Source organism: Burkholderia sp. BCC1208 (genome assembly GCF_902833095.1).
GTDB lineage: Bacteria > Pseudomonadota > Gammaproteobacteria > Burkholderiales > Burkholderiaceae > Burkholderia.
Genome location: NZ_CADFDY010000006.1, coordinates 16,610 through 35,576 on the forward strand (window position 1 = coordinate 16,610; position 18,967 = coordinate 35,576).

Genomic DNA, 18,967 nt, shown 5'->3' on the forward strand with positions numbered 1-18,967 from the left:
TCACACGGCGCGACAACCATCAACGAAGGGGCCGCCGCGCGCGGCCCGGCATCGCCGCCGGCACAACGGCGGTTCCAGCAGAAGAGGTTCAGATGATCAATTTGTCGAAAGGCGGTCGCGTCAACCTGTCGAAGGAAGCGCCCGGCACGCAGAAATTCCGCATCGGTCTCGGTTGGGACGCGAACGCGACCGACACGGGGACGGATTTCGATCTCGACGTGTCGGTGTTCCTGTGCAAGTACGACGCGCAGAGCAATCCGAAACTGATCTCGGATCAGCATTTCGTGTTCTACAACAGCGAAGTGCGCACGATGGAGCGCAAGGAAACCTTCATCCAGCCGGGCGACGATTTCCCGAAGCGCGGAATGCCTTCGTCGAAGTGCCTGGGCGTCGTGCACAGCGGCGACAACCGCACGGGCAGCGGCGACGGCGACGACGAAGTGATCTTCATCGACATGACGAAGCTCGCGGCCGACGTCGAGGAAATCTCGGTGGTGGTGACGATCGACCAAGCCGAAGCGCGCCGCCAGAATTTCGGGCAGGTTCGTAACAGCTACATCCAGATCGCCGACGAGGTGTCGGGCACGGTGATCGCGAAGTACGCTCTCGAGGAAGACTTCTCGATGGAGACGTCGGTGCAGGTCGGCAGCTTCTATCGTCGCGACGGCCACTTCATGTTCAAGGCGGTCGGCGCCGGCTACAACCGCGGCCTCGGCGATTTCGTCCGGGCGTACGGCGGCGCGGTCTGACTGGCGGCAGCCCGCCGCACGGAAGCCCGCCGCGCCGGGCAGGAAGCAGCGATGACGAATCCGTCCGACGAGCCGAAGCGGCTCGAGTTCGATACGACGCCCGAGCACACGCCCGGGCGTCTTGCGTTCGACGCGCCGGCCGCGCCCGGTGCGCCGGTCGCGCGTGCGCCGGCGCGGCCCGCCCCTCAGGCGCTCGACTTCGGGCCGGCGCCCGCGTCCGATCCAGAGGTGCGTACGGCGCCCGCCGATGCGCTCGGCCGCGCGCTGTTCGGCGAATCGAATCACCCGCAGCTTGAAGCGTGCTTCCGCGCCGCACAGGCCAGTTTTCCGAATCTCTATCCTGACTACGCGCCGCGTATCGAGCGGCATATCCGGCAACTGGTGCCGCTGAAGCTCGCGACGGTCGCGACGATCGGCGACGGCGCGCTGGAGACGGCCGGCAACCTCGTCGAGGCCGTCGCGGCGACGACGCGCGAATTCAACGAGCTCGGCGCGGCCGACATGATGGCCGGAATGCTCGCGCAGGCGACGCGCAAGGCCGGCATGTTCGAACGCTGGTTCGGTGCGGCGTCCGGCCATGTCGACTACCGCGCGGCGCTCGGCGCGCTCAAGCAGTCGCTCGGCTTTTTCCCGCGCCGTACCGAGGAACTCGCCGCGAAGGTCCGTCATGCGGAAGAGAACCTCGTGGTCGTGCTCGCGGCGCTGAGCGCGGTGTCGGACGTCGTGCGGGCGCCGGACGATGCGGGCGTCGAGCGCACGCTGTTCGATCGCCGCAACATCGTCGGGCAGGCCGTCCAGCAGATCCGGATGCAGCCGGCGCAACTGCGCGGGCTCGACGAGCGCGTGACCGACCTGCTGTCGCGCGCCGATCACCTGATGAACGTCGTGCTGCCGGCGGCACTGGCCGTGCGGCCTCCGCGCTGAGCGAACCGATAAGACCGCACGCGCTTCGGCGCGCGGTCTCGTGTCGGGCGATACGGTTTCGCGCGCGTGGCCGCGAGTCTGCTATCTTCCCGGGCATCTCATCGCTTTCCCGCCGATTCTCCATGACCGACCGCATCGTCGCCGCCTTCGATTTCGACGGCACCATCACGACTACCGACAGCTTTCGTCATTTCGTCCGCCACGCGGTCGGCACGCCGCGTTTCGCGTGGGCCGGGCTGCGCGCGCTGCCATGGATCGTCGCGATGAAGGCCGGGTTGCTGTCGCGCGGCGACGCGAAGGCGAAGTTCGCGTCGTTCGCGTTCGGGCCGATTCGCGAAGACGCACTTGATGCGCAGGCGCGCGGGTTCGTCGACACCTATCTGCCGAGCCTCGTGCGTCCGGAAATGCTCGACCGTATTCGCGAGCATCGCGCGCGCGGGCATGAAGTCGTGCTGGTCAGCGCGTCGCCGTCGCTGTATCTGGAGAAGTGGGCGAAGACGGCCGGCTTCGACGCCGTGCTGGCGACGCGGCTCGCGTTCGAGCGCGGCGTCTTCGTCGGGCGGCTCGACGGCGAGAACTGCTGGGGGCCGCAGAAGGTCGTGCGGCTACGCGGATGGTGGGGCAACCGGCCGCCGAAGCAGTTGTTCGCGTATGGCGACAGCCGCGGCGACAAGGAAATGGCCGAGATCGCGAACTGGTCGTGGATCCGCGGGCAGGGGCCGATGCCGCCGATCGGCGATTGACGAAGCGCCGAAGCGCCGATGTGCCGCGCCGCCGACGTTACGCGTCGGCCTGCGCGGGGTGCGTGCCGCGGGACGGACGATAGCCGCCCCAGCGATTCGCGCGCGCGAACGTGCCGACATCGTTGAAGCGCACGCCGACTTCGCGCAGCGCCGCATGCGCGGTGCGCGCGGTCAGTTGGCGGATGTAGAACGGATCGCGCACCACGAAGTGATGGATCGCGTGCGTGCTGCCGAAATTGAAGCAGAACAGCTGAAACGGCAGCATCCACCACGGGTTCAGCACCTGCGTTTGCTGGATCACGTTGCGCGAATCGATGTCGCCGAAATAGTGCATGTTCGAGCTGACGAAGTTGATGCAGAAGCTGCGCACGAAGTTCGGCCCGAGCCACACCACGGCCAGGAAATCGACGGCCCGCATCACGCGTTCGACGACGGCGGGCGCCGTCACCGCGTAGCCGAACGCATGCAGCGCGAACAGGCCGACGTGATAGACGACGAACGCGTGCCACAGCGTGTAGTACAGGTGACCGACCGGCATGTAGGACGACACCTGCTCGACGCGCAACTGCAGGCGCTCGGACGGATCCTGCACCGGCTGCGCGGCCACGTACTGCTTCACCTTGCGGCGCATCGCGGCCGGCCGGAGCACGACGGCGAGCATGCCGTCCGCGATCATCAACAGGCGCTTCACCCCCCAGCGTTCGCCGTTGGTGATGCCGAATTCCTCGAGATCCGATTCGCCGCCCGAGACCTTGTGGTGATGCAGGTGCATGCGCCGGCGCGTCCACGGATTGATCGTGCCGGGCCGCGTGAGCCAGCACAGCGCCATCATCAGGTGATACGCCCACGGCGTCTTCTTGAAGTACATCAGGTGGATCAGATCGTGCTCGAGTTCGTGGATCAGCGACGTGACGAACGCGGCGAGCGGCAGCGCGACGTACCACGCGATCGCGCCGTGCGCATACAGCCATGCGATCGCGAGCATCGCGCTCACCGACACGGCCATCACGGTCGCGCCGACGAGGTTCTGGTTGTCGAGCAGCGGAAAGCGCGCGCGGATCGCGTCGCTCGCGGCGTTGACTGCGCGGCGGACATACGCGACCTTGTCGGCGTCGTTTCGAAAGACGGTTCGTGCGGGTTGGCTCATCGACCGGAGTCCGTGCGGGAAAGAGTAGGGCGCAATGCCGATGTGACAAGCATAGGCGTGTGCCGGAGCGCATGCGAGGGCCGTCGGTGCCAATGGTGGTGTCATTTCGGGCCACATTGGGCGGCAGTCCGGTGTGCGATGCGCCGGTGCATGGCTAGAGTGCCGCCGCGGTGTCATTTCGGGCCAGCGACGCTACAATCCGCCGAAACCGCCCGGAGTGAGCCGCAATGGTCCTGTCCGTTCCGGATGCCGCGCGCCAGTTGAACAAGGCGACGGTGTCGTCCGCGTATGCGTTGTTCATGCTGATGCTGGCCGAGGAGCGCGGCATCGACGGCGGCCGCATTCTCGCCGGCTCCGGCGTCGAGCGCGACCGGCTCGCGCAGCCCGATGCGCGCATCACGCCGCTGCAGCAGGCGGCGATCGTGTTCAACCTGCTCGACGCGACCGACGATCCGTCGATCGCGATCGAGATCGGCTTGCGCAGCAGCCTGACGAAAGCGGGGCTGATCGGCTTCGGGCTGATGAGTTGCGCGACGCTCGGCGAGGCGATCGCGCTCGGCATCCGTTACCTGCCGACGCGCGTGCCGTTCTTCTCGGTGCGGCTCGCGCAGCTCGACGGCATCGTCGACATCGACGTGCTCGAAGCGTTTCCGCTCGGCCGGCTGCGCCAGTTCGCCGTGGAAAACTTCCTGGTCGAGACCGCGATCCTGTTCAATTCGCTGCTGTATCCGACGCCGGGGCGCACGCTGCAGTCGCGTGCCGAACTCCATTTCGAATGGCCCGAGCCGCCGTGGTTCGAGCGTTATCGCGCGAGGCTGCCGAGCTGCCATTTCGATGCGAGCGCGAACCGCATCCGCTGCGACGCCGCGCTGCTCGACGAGCCGATCGGCACCGCGAATGCGCAGACCGCGCAGATGATCGTCCAGCAGTGCGAGGCCGAACTCGCGCGGCTTGGCTATGCGGAGAGCATCGTCGAGCGCGTGCGCAACCTGCTGATCTGCGGCGAACGCGGCTATCCGTCCGTCGACGACGTCGCGCGCGAGTTGCACGTGTCGGCGCGCACGCTCAAGCGCAAGCTCGCCGAATACGGCGCGACCTATTCGGCGCTGCTCGACGAGATCCGGCTGCGCGACGCGCTGCGGCTGCTCGAAGGCACACGGCTGCCGGTCGACGAGATCGCGGCGCGCGTCGGCTATACCGACCGCGTCAATTTCACGCGCGCGTTCAAGCGCTGGACCGGCGTTGCGCCGAGCGAGCGGCGCTGAACGCCGCACCCGCATCGGCGTGCCGGTTTCCGCGCAGGCACCGATGCTGCTTCAAACCTCCTTCGAACCTTCAGGTCTTCAGACGATCGCGATCCAGTTCGCGCCGCGTCCGCCCGGCACGCGCGCGTGCAGCGACAGCGTGCCGTCGTCCGGCGCGATCGCATACACCGCCACGTGTTCCGACTGTTCGCCGCAGGCGACGAGCCAGCGTCCCGAGGGATCGATCGCGAACCCGCGCGGCTGCGTTTCGGTAGCCGTCGCGTGCGTGGGGGCGAACGACCCGTCTTCGTTGCGGCGATAGCCGAGCAACTGGCTCGACGTGCGCTCGCTGACGTACGCGAAACGCATGTCGGGCGTCAGGTGCAGATCGGCGGCCCACACGGACGGCTCGGTGGGGGCGGGCGGGCGCGCATGGCCTTGCGCGAGTTCGGCGACGGCCGGGTGGCGTGCGCTCACGTGCGCATCGCCGAGCCGGCCGGTGGCGGTGTCGCGGGCGAAGGTCGCGAGCGTGGCCTGGAATTCGCCGACGACGACCAGCGTGCGGCCGTCATCCGCGAACCGCAGGTGACGCGGACCGAAACCGGCCGGCACGCGCGTTTCGCCGTGTTCGACCGCGCGCAGGCCGGCGGCGTCCTCGACGAGCGCGAAGCCGAACACGCGGTCGGAGCCGAGCGAACTGACGTACGCGAAACGGTTGTCCGGCGACACGATCACCGCATGCGCGTTCGCGATGCCGCCCACGACTTGCAGCGGCGTGCCGTCGCCGTCGCGCACGCGCGCCGCGTCGTAGAGGCTCAGCGAACTTGCGCCGTACGATGCGCCGAGCAGCCAGCGGCCGCTGCGGTCGAGCGACAGGTACGCATGGCTCGCGTCGATCGCGGTCGTGCCGATGCGTGCGAGCGCGCCCGTGGCGACGACGCGGAATGCGACGATCGTCGGCTGCTCGCCGCGTGTCGCGACGTAGAGCCGCGTGCGGTCGGCCTGCACGGCGATCGGCATCGCGGCGTCGGCTGCGGGATAGCGGGCGAGCGGGGCGAGCGTGCCGTCGCCGGCGAGGGAGAACGTGGCGAGGTCGCCGTCGGCGGCATTCGAGACGACGACGGTCAGGCGGTCAGTGTTCGGCATGGCGGAGCATCGAGGCGTGCGTGAGGGATTCGTCGGCCGGCCGGCCGCGCGGCGGATCGCTGCGCCGCTGCGTGCGCGCGAACAGCGCGGCGACCGCGGCGACGAGCGAAGCGATCGCGAGCGCATACAGTCCGCCCGTGATCGAACCCGTATGTTGCTTCAGATAGCCGAAGGCCGTCGGCGCGACGAAGCCGCCGAGGTTGCCGACCGAGTTGATCAGCGCGATCACGGCCGCGGCCACGCGCGTGTCGAGATAGCCCTGCGGAATCGGCCAGAACAGCGACGCCGCCGCCTTGAAGCCGAGCGCGGCGAAGCAGATCGACGCGAACGACCACACCGGATTGGGCGACGTCGACGCGAACAGCCCGCACGCGGCGAGCACGAGCGCGACCGCGAGCCAGCGCTGCGGATGCTTCCACTTCGACGACAGCACCGCGAAGCCGTACATCGCGCCGATCGCGATCATCCACGGAATCGTGTTGTACAGGCCGACCTGGAAATCGGTGAGGCCGCCCATCTTGCGGATGATGGTCGGCAGCCAGAACGTGGCCGCGTAGATCGTCAGCTGGATCGAGAAGTACAGGAAGCAGAACAGCATGATCTGCGGATCGCGCAGCAGCGTGGTGGCGCGCACCGGCACGTTCGAACGGACGTCGCGCGTCGCGCGCTCGTCGTCGAGCGCGTTCTGGAGGGCCGTGCGTTCTTCGGGCGTGAGCCACGTCGCGTCGCGGATATGCGATTTCAGCAGCAGCCAGCTGGCGCCGCACAGTGCGACCGAGAACATCCCTTCGATCAGGAACATCCATTGCCAGCCTTCGAGGCCGAAGCCCCGGATCGACAGCAATGCGCCGGTGACGGGCCCGGACAGCACCGACGCGAACGCGGAGCCGCCGAGGAAGATCGCCATCGCCTTGCCGCGCTCCTGCGGCGGCAGCCATTGCGACAGGTACAGCACGACGCCGGGGAAGAAGCCGGCCTCGGCCGCGCCGAGCAGGAAGCGCAGCGCGTAGAACGACGTGTCGTTCCACACGAACGCCATCGCGGCCGCGACGATGCCCCACGTCGCCATGATCCGCGCGAGCCATACGCGCGCGCCGTAGCGCTGCATCAGCAGGTTCGACGGCACTTCGAACAGTGCATAGCCGACGAAGAACAGCCCGGCGCCCAGCCCGTACGCGGCCGCGCCGATGCCGATCGACGCTTCGAGATGGCGATCGACGAAGCCGACGTTCACACGGTCGATGTAGTTCGCGATGAACATGATCAGCACGAGCGGCAGCACGTGCCACTTCACTTTCGAGACGGCGGACGCGAGCGGGTCGCGGCCGGGCAGGGCGGACGAGGGCGGGTTCAAGGGTGTCTCCGGTCGGGCGGCGGCGGACGGGGCGGCGGCCCGCGTCGGCGTCTGGGTGGCGATCTATGTAGTATGTCGTCGTATGACATGGTACGCCGGAGCGTCGTAGATGGCGTCGCGGGTTTACCCGGAAATTTCCCGAATAGCGGTGAAGGGTTGGGAGATGAATGTGCTGTTTGTCACGTCTGATGACGTATGACATGGGCCGGCCTTCGGTGAGGTGCGCGTCGCCGGAAGTCGTGTCGCATATGAAGCCGCAGAAGCACGGCGCGATCGTGATGAACGACACGCACGTGACCCGCAAGCCGTTTGCAGGGCAGGGCAACTACGCTCTATTAAAGGACGTGCTTGCGGTTGCGGCAAAATACCCGGCGTGCGAACCCGGCGTGCGCGGCATTCGTGGGAACGGCATCGACAGGGATGTGCCGACGCAGGCGTATGTCCGGCAGACAGCCGCCAACTACGGGATGACGGAGGAACCGATCATCGCGCCGATCGCGTCGAACATCGCGCTCGCGAAGCTGCCGACCGACGACGATGGCGCGCAGGCGGCGCGGATTCCCGCATGCGACGACGCGAACGCGGCGACGGGCGCGACTCTCGCCGCTCGCCGCTCGCCGCTCGCCGCGAACCGCGACCCGCGACCCGCGAACCGCGAACCGCGAACCGCGAACCGCGAACCGCGAACCTCCGCGATTTCATGTCTTGAAGATGGAGCAACGGATCATGCAGGACAACCAGTACGCGCGGCATGTGTTCGCGTTCAACGGCGACGCGGACGGCCTGTGCGCCCTTCAGCAACTGCGGCTCGCGGAACGCGTGCACGGTACGCTCGTGACCGGCGTGAAGCGCGACATCAGGCTGCTCGAGCGTATCGACGTGGGCGCAGGCGACATCGTCACCGTACTCGACGTGTCGCACGACCAGAACCGCGACGCGTGCGCGCGGCTGCTGCGCGACGGCGCGACGGTCCGTTATTTCGACCATCACTTTGCAGGCGAGTTGCCGGATCACCCGCGCTTCGACGCGCATATCGACACGGCAGCCGACATCTGCACGAGCGCGATCGTCGACCGCTATCTCGGCGGCCGGTACGTGCGCTGGGCGATCGTCGCGGCATTCGGCGACGAACTGCCGGCGCTCGGCGATGTGCTGGCGCGCGAGCACGGCGTGGACGAAGCCGAGCAGTGCATGCTCGCGGAACTCGGGCGCTATCTGAACTACAACGCATACGGCGAGTGCGTCGGCGATCTGCATTTCGATCCGGCGGCGCTCGCGGACGCCATGCTGCCGTGCATCGATCCGCTCGATTTCGTGCGCGAGACGGCCGTGTTCGCCGCGTTGCGCGACGGCTACCGCGACGACATGGCGCGCGCATGCGCGCTCGCGCCGGTGCGCGAGGTGCCGGGCGCGACGCTGGTCCGGATGCCCGATCATCCGTGGGCGCGGCGCGCGACCGGCATGCTCGCGAACGAGCGGGTGCGCAATGCGCCGCATGCGGCGCTCGCGGTGCTGTCGCCGCGCGCGGGCGGCGGGCTCGTCGTCAGCGTACGCGTGCCCGACGGCCGGCCGATCGGCGCGGACGAGTTCTGCCGCGGCTTCGCGACCGGCGGCGGGCGCAAGCGCGCGGGCGGCATCAACCATCTGCCGGAAGCCGAGTTCGACGCGTTTGCCGAGCGCTTCGAGGCCGCGTTCCGGCTCGATTGACGCGACGCATCGTGTGACTGGATCAGCCGGTCGCACCGGCGCACGGTAGGCCCGTCGGGCCGCCGCGGCGTGACTCGACGCGTTCGGCGTTGCGTCGGCGGTGCGCCGTGGGCACGAACCGGTCGACGTACCCACCCAGAGAAATATCCCGTGCGTGCCATCGTCCGGCAGTGCGACTTCCGTTGGATTGAAGCGAATCATGCGGGGCCGCACGCGGTGTCGCCGTGGCATGCTGGCCGCGACGGCAAGCGTCGACACAGTGCAGCGCAGCCGCGACAATACGCGTCTCTTTTGCTTTCGCCATCGAGGTGCCCGTGCCCGCCCAGCCGTCCGTTGCCCCCGCAATCGTCTGGTTCCGCGACGATCTGCGCGTGACCGATCAGCCCGCGCTGACGCGCGCGGTCGCATCCGGCCGGCCGCTCGTCTGCGTCTTCGTCGACGACACGGGAGCCGACGCCGGGCCCGCGCTCGGCGGTGCGGCGCGCTGGTGGCTGCACGGGTCGCTGGCAGGGCTCGACACCGCGCTCGCGCGGCATGGCGGGCGCCTGCTCCTGTTGCGCGGCGACGCGCAGCGCGAGATCGAGCGCGTCGTCGGCGACACGGGCGCGGCGGCCGTGTACCGGAACCGTCGCTATGCGCAGCCGCAGCGTGACGCCGACGCGGCGCTGAAGGCGTCGCTCAAGGCGCGCGGCGTGACGGTGGAGAGCAGCAACGGCAGCCTGCTGAACGAGCCGTGGGAAGTGCTGACGGGCAGCGGCGGCCCGTATCAGGTGTTCACCGCATACTGGCGCGCGGCGCGGCGCGATCGCACGATCGCCGCGCCGCTGCCGGCACCCGAGCGGATCGCGTTTCATCCATGGCCGAAGGCCGTGCGCGACCGCGCGCTGGCGCTCGACGCGCTCGCGTTGCGTCCGCATGCACCGGACTGGGCCGGCGGCCTGCGCGATGCGTGGCCGGCACCCGACGAAGCCGGCGCGCACGTCCAACTCGACACGTTCCTGACGACATCGCTCGCCGGTTATGCGCAAGCGCGCGACCAGCCCGACGGCGCGACGACGAGCCGGTTGTCGCCGTTCCTGCGCTTCGGCAACGTGTCGCCGCGACAGGTGTGGCATGCGGTGCAAGGCGCCGCGAGTGCGGGCGGCGCGGCATACGCGGCGCACGCCGACAAATTCCTGAGCGAGCTCGGCTGGCGCGAATTCAGCTACATGCTGCTGTATCACTTCCCTGCGCTCGCGACCGACAACTTCCGCGCGCAATTCGATGCGATGCCGTGGCGCGACGATCCTGCCGCGTTACGTGCGTGGCAGCGCGGGCGGACCGGCTACCCGCTCGTCGATGCGGGTATGCGCGAGTTGTGGACGACCGGCTGGATGCACAACCGCGTGCGGATGGTCGTCGCATCGTTCCTGATCAAGCATTTGCTGATCGACTGGCGCGCGGGCGAAGCATGGTTCCGCGACACGCTGGTCGACGCCGATCCCGCGAACAACGCGGCGAGCTGGCAATGGGTGGCCGGCTGCGGCGCCGATGCCGCGCCGTATTTCCGCATCTTCAATCCGGTCGCGCAGGGGCAGAAGTTCGACCCGGACGGCGCGTACGTGCGGCGCTGGGTGCCCGAGCTCGCCGGCCTCGACGATGCGTCGATCCATGCGCCCTGGGAAGCGTCGCCGCTGGCGCTCGAGGCGGCCGGTGTACGGCTGGGCGTCGACTACCCGGCGCCGCTCGTCGAGCACGCGGCCGCGCGCGCTCGGGCGCTCGATGCACTGGCCGCGTTGCCGAAGCGCCGCTGACCGACCGCTCCGGTTGGCCGCATCAATTGCAGAACGCGACGTGCTCGAGCAGCGCGTACGCGACGCCCGAATCGAAGTAGGCCGCGCCGCACCACGCGACGAACGCGAGCATGCCGGCGGCCAGCACCGCGCGGATCATGCCCATGCCGCGTTGCCCGATGCCGGGCGCGCGACACGTGCGTCGTCGATCGGCAGGTGCAGCAGCGCGGCGAGCACGCCGAGCGCGATCGAACCGATCCACAGCGGCAGGTACGAATGCGTCGCGTCGTACACGATCGCACCGAGCCACACGCCGAAGAAGCTGCCGAGCTGGTGCCCGAAGAACACGAAGCCGAACAGCGTCGCGATGTAGCGCACGCCGAACACCTGCGAGATCACGCCGTTCGTCAGCGGCACCGTGCCGAGCCACGTGAACCCCATCCCGGCCGCGAACAGATAGACGCTCGCGGGCGACAGCGGCACGGCGACGAACGCGGCCATCGCGAAGGCGCGCACGAGGTACAGCACCGACAGCACGTACTTGCGCCGCAGCAGCCCGCCGAGATGCCCGCACGCGTAGGTGCCGGCCACGTTGGTCAGCGCGATCAGCGCGAGCGCGACGCTTGCGTGGCGCGCCGGCAGCCCGTGGTCGAGCAGGTATGCGGGCAGATGCGTCGCGATGAACGCGAGCTGGAAGCCGCACGCGAAGAAGCCCGCGTTCAGCAGCCAGAAGCCGCGATGCGCGAACGCCTCGCGCACGGCTTCGCCGATCGACTGATCGGGGCCGGCGGCGGCGCCGGACGCCTGCGCCGGCCGGTCGCGCAGCAGCACGGCGAGCGGCGCGAGCAGTGCGGCGACGAGCGCCAGCGCGATGAACGCGTGCCGCCAGCCGATGCCGCCGATCAGTTCCTGCGCGACGGGCACCATGCAGAACTGGCCGAGCCCGCCGATCGCGCCGGCGACACCGAGCGCCCAGCCGCGCCGCTCGGACGGGAACAGGCGGCTCAGCGCGCCGTAGATCGACGCGAACGCCGAGCCCGACAGCGCGACGCCGATCACGAGCCCGGCGCCGACCGTGAACAGGCCGATCGTGGCCGCATGCGCCATCGTGACGAGCCCGGCCGCGTACAGCAGCATGCCGGCGACGATCACGCGCACCGAGCCGAAGCGGTCGGCCACCATCCCGGTGAACGGCTGGGCGATGCCCCAGATCAGGTTCTGGAGCGCCAGTGCCAGCCCGAACGCTTCGCGCGACCAGCCGTGGTCGAGCGAGACAGGCGCGAGGAACAGGCCCTGCACATGGCGGATGCCGAGCGCGGCGCCCATGATCAGGCCGCCTGCCAGCACGGGCAGCCAGCGGCGCCGGACTTCCTGCTCGATCGGGGTCATGCGTCTCTCCGGATGAAGGCGCGCGGCGAAACGGCCGCGCTCGATCCGATTAGACGAGCGCGGCCGTCGTCGCTCAAGCGATCATTCGGTCAGGTTGGCATGCGTAATGGGAATGCGAAGGGGGCGGCGGTTGCCTGCGGTCACGTGCATCCGCACCGCCGGCTCAGGCCGACGTCGTATCGTGCGCGTGCATCGCCGCATCGCATTCGGCCGCTTCGGCGAGCATCCAGTCGCGCACGTCGGCGACTTCGCGGCGCGGGGCCGGATCGTGCTGGAACAGCCAGTAGCCGTACGTTTCCGACAGCGTCTGCGTCTGCGTCTGCGGCCCGAGCACCGCGAGCCGGCCGTCGGCGAGCATCGGCGCGACGAGCGCGAGCCGGCCGAGCGCGATGCCCTGGCCTGCGATCGCTGCCTGGATCACCTGGTCGTACTGGTTGAAGCGCAACACGCCTTTCGGGCGGGCGTCGCCGAGCCCGGCCGCGTGCAGGTGCGCGTGCCACTGCAGTTGCGGTTGCGGCGGCCCGTCGAATTCGAGCAATACGTGATCGGCGATGGCCGCCGCGCTCGCGACCGGCCGCATGGCGAGCGCGGGATGCGCGACCGGCACGACGATCTCGTCGAACAGTCGCAGCGCACCGGCCGGCGCACGCTCGCGCGGGCAGTAGCGGATGCCGAGGTCGATGCCTTCGGCGCGCAAATCGAGTACCTTGTCGTTCGCGGCGACGCGCAGGTCGATCCCGGGCAGCCGCGCCTGCAACCGCCCGAGCCGCGGCAGCAGCCACAGCGCGGTCACGCCGATGCTGGCGGTGATCGTCACGGGCTGGCGTTCGCGCCCGGCGGCGAGCGACGCGACGGTGTCCTGCAGGCTGTGCAGCGCCGCATCGGCGACGCGGAACAGCCGCTCGCCTTCCGGCGTGAACGCGATCTTCCGGTAGCCGCGCTGCAGCAACGTCACGCCGAGATGCGCTTCAAGTGCGTGGATCTGGCGGCTGACCGCCGACTGCGTGACGCATAAGTCCTGCGCGGCGAGCGTGATGCTCATGCGGCGGCCGACGGCGACGAAGCCGCGGACGAGATCGAGCGACGGGAGACGGACGAGTGGCGTTGACATGCGTGTGACTCATGCGAACGGAGCAGCAAGATTGGTTGAGAACGCGGCACGCGTCAAGTTCAATGGAGGCGGGTTGATCGCGAAGGAGCGGGCCGAGTAAGCGCTGAAGCGTCCACCGGACCGAGCGTGAAGCAGGGGACCTCGGTAAGCGCTCGAGCGCCCACTGGGGGCGACGGCGATGCATGGGATTCCGATAAGCGCTAAAGCGCTAACCGGGTTCGACAGCGATGCATGGGATTCCGATAAGCGCTAAAGCGCTAACCGGGTTCGACAGCGATGCATGGGACCCCAGTAAGCGCTAAAGCGCCAACTGGGTTCGACAGCTATGCATGGAACCCCAGTAAGCGCTAAAGCGCTAACTGGGGTCGACAGGAGACACGATGACGATTTCGAACGAGGAAAGCGGAGCGGCGCAGGGCAGTCGCGCGGCGGGCGCATTGCCGCCCGAGCCCGTGACGCTGCGCGCGGCCGACGGCTACGCATTGCGCGGCCATGTCTGGCGCCATCGCGGCGGCGGCGCCGCGCGGCCCGTGACGGTCGTCAACTGCGCGACGTCGGTGCGCTGCGACTACTACTTTCGTTTCGCGGCCTGGCTGTTCGCACAGGGGCGCGACGTGCTCGTCTACGACTATCGCGGCATCGGCGGGTCGCGCCCGGCGCAGCTCGCGAAGCTGCGCGCGACCTGGCTCGACTGGGGGCGGCTCGATTGCGAGGCCGCGCTGCAATACGCGCGCGACGCGTTTCCAGGCCAGCCGCTCGATGTGGTCGCGCACAGCATCGGCGGCTGCGTGCTCGGACTCGCGGCATCGAACGTGCACGTGCGGCATGCGGTGACCGTCGGCGCGCAGTATGCGTACTGGCGCGATTACCTGCCGGCCGAGCGGCGCCGCATGTGGTGGAAATGGCATGTCGCGATGCCCGCGCTCGCCGCCGTGTTCGGCTACGTGCCCGCGAAGCGGCTCGGCTGGATGGAGGACACGCCGCGCGGGATCGCGCTGTCGTGGGCGCGTTCGCAGCCGCGTTTCGAGGATGGCTACATCGGCCGCGTGCTCGACGACGGCGCGGCGAGCCGCGCCGCGTTGCCGGCACGCTTCGCGGGGTTGTCGGCGCCGATGCTCGCGATCGGCCTCGACGACGACGCGTTCGGCACGGTCGATGCGATCGAGCGGCTGGTCGGCTATTACACGGGCAGCAACGTCACGCATCTGCGGATCGCGCCGGCCGACATCGGCGTCGATGCGATCGGCCATTTCGCGTTTTTCCACAGCCGCTTCACCGACACGCTGTGGCCCGTCGCGCTGTACTGGCTGCAACACGGCGTGCTGCCGGCCGATGCGCCCGGCGCCGTGCATGCGCGGCACCCGGCGTCGCGCGGACGGGTGACGGGGGGCAGCGTGCCGGGCATGGTCGCGAACGGATGACCCGGCGTATACGAACGCAACACGCCATCCCGGTTTGCATCCCGATCCAGCGGCAGCGGCCGCAGGCCGGCGCGATCGATTAACATCGGACGTTTCGTTTGACGGCCCAGCTGCCGCGCGTCGATGTCCATTCCGTCCGATTCCGCTTCTCCCGTTGCAACGCCGCACGCGTGGCGCGTGCATGCACTCGACGTGGCGCCCACCGCGGCGCGTGCCGGCGTGCGGATCGCGCGCGTCGATTTCGACTGGCGCGTGCCGCTCGCGTCGCCCGCGTATGCGGCGCTGAGCGATGACGAGCGCGCACGCGCCGCGCGTTTCCTGCGGCACGAGGATGCGGTCCGCAGCGCGGCGACGCGCGCCGCGCTGCGCGACGTGCTCGGCGCGGCGCTCGGCATCGCCCCGCACGCGGTCGCGATCGTCGTCGACGCATCGGGGCGGCCGTCGCTGGACCGCGCGCATCGCGCGTCGCTCGACTTCAACGTGTCGCATGCGGGCGATCATGCGCTGCTCGCCTGGGCGCCGGCGGGCCGCGTCGGCGTCGATATCGAGGGCTGCAACCGCGCGACCGACTGGCGCGCGCTGACGCGCGAAGTGTGCGCACCCGCCGAGCTCGCGTATCTCGACGGTCTGCCGCCCGGCGCCCGCGAGGGTGAATTCATGCGGGTGTGGTCCGCGAAGGAGGCGCTGCTCAAGGCGCTCGGCACCGGCATCATCGGCGGGTTGCGCGCGTTCGCGGTCGTGCCGCCGCGCGACGCGGCGACGCCCGCGACGACGATCGTCGAGCCGGCCGCGCCTGCCGCCGGCGTCGCGGCGTTCGACGCGGCGTGGCTCGACGCGGCGCCCGGCTACGCGGCGTGCGTCGCGTGGACGCGCGCGTAGGCCCGTGTCGACGCGCGGCGCTTACTCGAGCGGCGCGTCGTTCGGCACCGCATAGCGCGCCTTGATCACGTCGCTCATCGGGAAGTCGAACGCCAGCCCCTTCGGCGGCACCGGCTTCATGAACCATTTGTCGTACAGCGCGTTGATCTCGCCGCTTTTCATCAACTGCACGAGCGCGCCGTCGACGAGCGCCTTGAACTGCGGGTCGTCCTTGCGCAGCATGAACCCGTAGGCTTCCGACGATTGCGGCGTGCCGACGATCCGCCAGTCGGCCGGTTTCGCGGCGAGCTGGCGCACGCCCGCGAGCAGCACGTCGTCCATCATGTACGCGGCCGCGCGGCCCGATTCGAGCGTGAGGCGTCCTTCGCCGTAGTCCTTCGCGCTGATGATCTGCATGTTCATCTTCTTTTCCTCGTTCATCTTGCGCAGCAGGCGTTCGGATGTCGTGCCCTGGTTCGTCACGACCGTCTTGCCCGCGAGATCGGGGAAGTCGCGGATGCCCGAGCTCGTGCGCGTGAGCAGGCGCGTCGTCGCGACGAAGAAGGTGGTCGAGAACGCGACCTGTGCATGGCGCGCGGCGAGATTGGTCGTCACGCCGCATTCGAGATCGACGGTGCCGTTCTGCACGAGCGGAATGCGGTTCTGCGACGTGACCGGAATGAAGCGCACCTGCAGGTCGGGCTTGCCGGTGCGCGCCTTCACCGCGGCGATCACGCGGTCGCACAGGTCCTGCGAGAAGCCGATGACCTTGCCGCTCGCATCGACGTACGAGAACGGCACCGACGTCTCGCGATGGCCGATCGAAATCAGATTGGCCTGCCGGATCTTCTCGAGGGTGCCGGACAACGGCTCGGCGGCGAAGGGCGCGCCGCACGCGAGCGCGCACGCGGCGACGAGCAGGGGGCGGCCGACGCGGGCGGCGAATCGTGACGGGAAGGGCATGGCGGTCTCCGAGGCGAATGGTGATCCGTATGTTGACAAATACAAAATAATTGCAACATATGTTAATACCCGGGCCTGTCGGGCAAGTCCGGCGGGCCATGACGGACATAGGGAAACTCCCGAGTCGAAATCGGCGAAAAACGGGTTGTCTAGACAAGTTGACGTGGCTACACTTCAATCCATTCCGAACTTGTCTAGACAGGATTGCTCACATGATTACGTTGACCCCCGGCCACCTGACCCTCCCGCAACTGCGCCAGATCGCTCGCGAATCCGTGCAACTGAAGCTCGACCCGGCGAGCTTCGCGAAGATCGACGCGGGCGCGAAGGCCGTCGCCGACATCGCCGCGAAGGGTGAGCCGGCCTACGGCATCAACACGGGCTTCGGCCGCCTGGCGAGCACCCACATCCCGCACGACCAGCTCGAACTGCTGCAGAAGAATCTGGTGCTGTCGCACGCGGTCGGCGTCGGCCAGCCGATGGAGCGTTCGTCGGTGCGTCTGCTGATGGCGCTGAAGCTGTCGAGCCTCGGCCGCGGCCACTCGGGCATCCGCCGTGAAGTGATGGATGCGCTGATCACGCTGTTCAACGCCGACGTGCTGCCGCTGATCCCGGTGAAGGGCTCGGTCGGCGCTTCGGGCGACCTCGCGCCGCTCGCGCACATGTCGGCCGTGCTGCTCGGCGTCGGCGAAGTGTTCATCCGTGGCGAGCGCGCGAGCGCGCTCGACGGTCTGCGCGTCGCGGGCCTCGCGCCGCTGACGCTGCAGGCGAAGGAAGGCCTCGCGCTGCTGAACGGCACGCAGGCGTCGACCGCGCTGGCGCTCGACAACATGTTCGCGATCGAAGACCTGTACCGCACCGCGCTCGTCGCGGGCGCGCTGTCGGTCGACGCGGCAGCCGGTTCGGTAAAGCCGTTCGACGCACGCATTCACGAACTGCGCGGCCATCAAGGCCAGATCGACGCGGCCGCGTCGTACCGCGAGCTGCTCGAAGGCTCGCCGATCAACCAGTCGCACCGCGACTGCGACAAGGTGCAGGACCCGTACAGCCTGCGCTGCCAGCCGCAGGTGATGGGCGCGTGCCTGGACCAGATGCGCCATGCGGCCGACGTGCTGCTGATCGAGGCGAACGCCGTGTCGGACAACCCGCTGATCTTCCCGGATACCGGCGAAGTGCTGTCGGGCGGCAACTTCCACGCGGAACCCGTCGCGTTCGCAGCCGACAACCTCGCGCTGGCCGCGGCGGAAATCGGCGCGCTGGCCGAGCGCCGCATCGCGCTGCTGATCGACGCGACGCTGTCGGGCCTGCCCCCGTTCCTCGTGCGGGACGGCGGCGTGAACTCCGGCTTCATGATCGCGCACGTGACGGCTGCCGCCCTCGCGTCGGAAAACAAGACGCTCGCGCACCCGGCGTCGGTCGACTCGCTGCCGACTTCCGCGAACCAGGAAGACCACGTGTCGATGGCGACGTTCGCCGCGCGCAAGCTCGCCGATATCGCGGACAACACGAAGCACATCCTCGCGATCGAACTGCTGGCCGCCGCCCAGGGCGTCGACCTGCGCGCGCCGTACCACACGAGCCCGAAGCTGGCGCCCGTGATGGAAACGATCCGCGCCAAGGTCGAGCATTACGAACTCGACCACTACTTCGCGCCGGACATCGCGGCGATCGCGAAGCTGGTCGGCGAGCGTGCGTTCGCGAAGCTCAGCCCGTTCTCGTTCGCATCGGAACAGTAAGCCCATGAGCGCGCCGGTCTACCAGGAGATCAAGGACTTCATCCTGGCCCGCATCCACGCAGGCGAGTGGGAGGAGGGCGACCAGGTGCCGTCCGAGAACGAGCTGGCGCGCGAGTTCAAGGTGGCGCGCATGACCGTCAACCGCGCGCTGCGCGAGTTGACGGCCGAGCAGGTGCTCACGCGCATGAAGGGCGCCGGCACCTACGTCGCGCGGCCGAAGTACGAGTCGACGCTGGTGGCGATCCGCAGCATCTCGGAGGAGGTCGACGCGCGCGGGCATGCGTATCGCGCCAGCGTGCTCGGCCTCGAGACGATCCGCGCCGACGAGGCGCTCGCCGACGAGATGCAGGTGGCCGTGCGCGCGAAGCTGTTTCATTCGCAGGTGTTGCACTTCGAGAACGACGAGCCGGTGCAGCTCGAAGAACGATGGGTGAATCCGGCGGTCGCGCCGGATTACGCCGAGCAGGATTTCACGAACACGACGCCGAACCTGTACCTGATGCGCGCGGCGCCGCTGCAGCGGGTCGAGTACCGGATCGAAGCGGCGGCCCCGGCGCCGGAGCGGCGCGAGCAGCTGCGGATGGACGACGTCGAGCCGTGTCTGGTTTTACATCGGCGCACCTGGTCGCAGGGCGTCGTCGCCTCGGTGGCGAATCTGTGGCATCCCGGCAGCCGTTATCGCTTCACCGGGCATTTCTGATTC

Annotated in this window: 17 protein-coding genes; 10 read left to right on the forward strand and 7 right to left on the reverse strand. The window is 69.0% G+C overall.

Annotated elements, in window-relative coordinates:
* The first annotated feature begins 92 nt into the window (after window positions 1–92).
* From HWX09_RS15140 to HWX09_RS15150, 3 genes are all read left to right on the forward strand, one after another.
* Window positions 93–749 (forward strand): TerD family protein, encoded by a 657-nt coding sequence (locus tag HWX09_RS15140; protein WP_027784928.1) that lies wholly within the window; start codon window positions 93–95, stop codon window positions 747–749.
* A gap of 51 nt (window positions 750–800) precedes the next feature.
* Window positions 801–1,673: a hypothetical protein gene (locus HWX09_RS15145; RefSeq protein ID WP_027784927.1), complete on the forward strand. Its 873-nt coding sequence runs from the start codon at window positions 801–803 to the stop codon at window positions 1,671–1,673.
* 122 nt (window positions 1,674–1,795) lie between these two features.
* Complete coding sequence (locus HWX09_RS15150) at window positions 1,796–2,416, forward strand: HAD family hydrolase (RefSeq protein WP_027784926.1); 621 nt, start codon at window positions 1,796–1,798, stop codon at window positions 2,414–2,416.
* A gap of 37 nt (window positions 2,417–2,453) precedes the next feature.
* Here HWX09_RS15150 and HWX09_RS15155 read toward each other — a convergent pair whose 3' ends face one another.
* The gene (locus tag HWX09_RS15155; RefSeq protein ID WP_027784925.1) at window positions 2,454–3,563 is read right to left on the reverse strand and encodes a fatty acid desaturase; all 1,110 of its coding nucleotides are present in this window, start codon (window positions 3,561–3,563) and stop codon (window positions 2,454–2,456) included.
* A 227-nt stretch (window positions 3,564–3,790) separates the two neighbouring features.
* Here HWX09_RS15155 and HWX09_RS15160 point away from each other — a divergent pair, with 227 nt between their 5' ends.
* Window positions 3,791–4,828, forward strand: coding sequence for an AraC family transcriptional regulator (locus tag HWX09_RS15160; RefSeq protein ID WP_027784924.1), 1,038 nt, complete (start codon window positions 3,791–3,793; stop codon window positions 4,826–4,828).
* 78 nt (window positions 4,829–4,906) lie between these two features.
* On the opposite strand, the gene HWX09_RS15165 is transcribed toward HWX09_RS15160, so the two are convergent.
* Complete coding sequence (locus tag HWX09_RS15165) at window positions 4,907–5,953, reverse strand: beta-propeller fold lactonase family protein (protein ID WP_027784923.1); 1,047 nt, start codon at window positions 5,951–5,953, stop codon at window positions 4,907–4,909.
* Window positions 5,940–7,307 carry an MFS transporter gene (locus tag HWX09_RS15170; protein WP_027784922.1) on the reverse strand — a complete coding sequence of 456 codons (1,368 nt, stop codon included), beginning with the start codon at window positions 7,305–7,307 and terminating at the stop codon, window positions 5,940–5,942. The genes HWX09_RS15165 and HWX09_RS15170 overlap by 14 nt, the downstream gene beginning before the upstream one ends.
* Before the next feature lie 726 nt (window positions 7,308–8,033).
* Between HWX09_RS15170 and HWX09_RS15175 the strand changes: the two genes are divergently transcribed.
* Window positions 8,034–9,014, forward strand: a complete 981-nt coding sequence (locus HWX09_RS15175) for a hypothetical protein (protein ID WP_027784921.1) — start codon at window positions 8,034–8,036, stop codon at window positions 9,012–9,014.
* Window positions 9,015–9,328: 314 nt separating this feature from the next.
* A complete protein-coding gene (locus HWX09_RS15180; protein ID WP_027784920.1) occupies window positions 9,329–10,807 on the forward strand; it encodes a deoxyribodipyrimidine photo-lyase in 1,479 nt (492 codons plus the stop codon).
* 22 nt (window positions 10,808–10,829) lie between these two features.
* On the opposite strand, the gene HWX09_RS33855 is transcribed toward HWX09_RS15180, so the two are convergent.
* The 3 genes from HWX09_RS33855 to HWX09_RS15190 form a co-directional block, all read right to left on the reverse strand.
* Entirely contained in the window at window positions 10,830–10,952 is a 123-nt protein-coding gene (locus HWX09_RS33855; RefSeq protein WP_027784919.1) for a hypothetical protein, read from the reverse strand.
* Window positions 10,943–12,175, reverse strand: coding sequence for an MFS transporter (locus HWX09_RS15185; protein ID WP_027784918.1), 1,233 nt, complete (start codon window positions 12,173–12,175; stop codon window positions 10,943–10,945). The genes HWX09_RS33855 and HWX09_RS15185 overlap by 10 nt, the downstream gene beginning before the upstream one ends.
* 163 nt (window positions 12,176–12,338) lie before the next feature.
* Entirely contained in the window at window positions 12,339–13,286 is a 948-nt protein-coding gene (locus HWX09_RS15190; RefSeq protein ID WP_027784917.1) for a LysR substrate-binding domain-containing protein, read from the reverse strand.
* Window positions 13,287–13,666: 380 nt separating this feature from the next.
* Between HWX09_RS15190 and HWX09_RS15195 the strand changes: the two genes are divergently transcribed.
* Both HWX09_RS15195 and HWX09_RS15200 read left to right on the forward strand, forming a co-directional pair.
* Window positions 13,667–14,707, forward strand: a complete 1,041-nt coding sequence (locus tag HWX09_RS15195) for an alpha/beta fold hydrolase (protein WP_027784916.1) — start codon at window positions 13,667–13,669, stop codon at window positions 14,705–14,707.
* 123 nt (window positions 14,708–14,830) lie between these two features.
* Window positions 14,831–15,586 carry a 4'-phosphopantetheinyl transferase superfamily protein gene (locus tag HWX09_RS15200; protein ID WP_027784915.1) on the forward strand — a complete coding sequence of 252 codons (756 nt, stop codon included), beginning with the start codon at window positions 14,831–14,833 and terminating at the stop codon, window positions 15,584–15,586.
* A 21-nt stretch (window positions 15,587–15,607) separates the two neighbouring features.
* On the opposite strand, the gene HWX09_RS15205 is transcribed toward HWX09_RS15200, so the two are convergent.
* The gene (locus tag HWX09_RS15205) at window positions 15,608–16,528 is read right to left on the reverse strand and encodes a glutamate/aspartate ABC transporter substrate-binding protein (protein ID WP_027784914.1); all 921 of its coding nucleotides are present in this window, start codon (window positions 16,526–16,528) and stop codon (window positions 15,608–15,610) included.
* A 212-nt stretch (window positions 16,529–16,740) separates the two neighbouring features.
* On the opposite strand from HWX09_RS15205, the gene hutH reads away from it, so the two are divergent.
* Together hutH and hutC are read left to right on the forward strand one after the other, a co-directional pair.
* Window positions 16,741–18,264 (forward strand): histidine ammonia-lyase, encoded by a 1,524-nt coding sequence (hutH, locus tag HWX09_RS15210; protein ID WP_027784913.1) that lies wholly within the window; start codon window positions 16,741–16,743, stop codon window positions 18,262–18,264.
* Window positions 18,265–18,268: 4 nt separating this feature from the next.
* The gene (gene hutC / locus HWX09_RS15215; protein ID WP_027784912.1) at window positions 18,269–18,964 is read left to right on the forward strand and encodes a histidine utilization repressor; all 696 of its coding nucleotides are present in this window, start codon (window positions 18,269–18,271) and stop codon (window positions 18,962–18,964) included.
* Window positions 18,965–18,967: the final 3 nt, after the last annotated feature.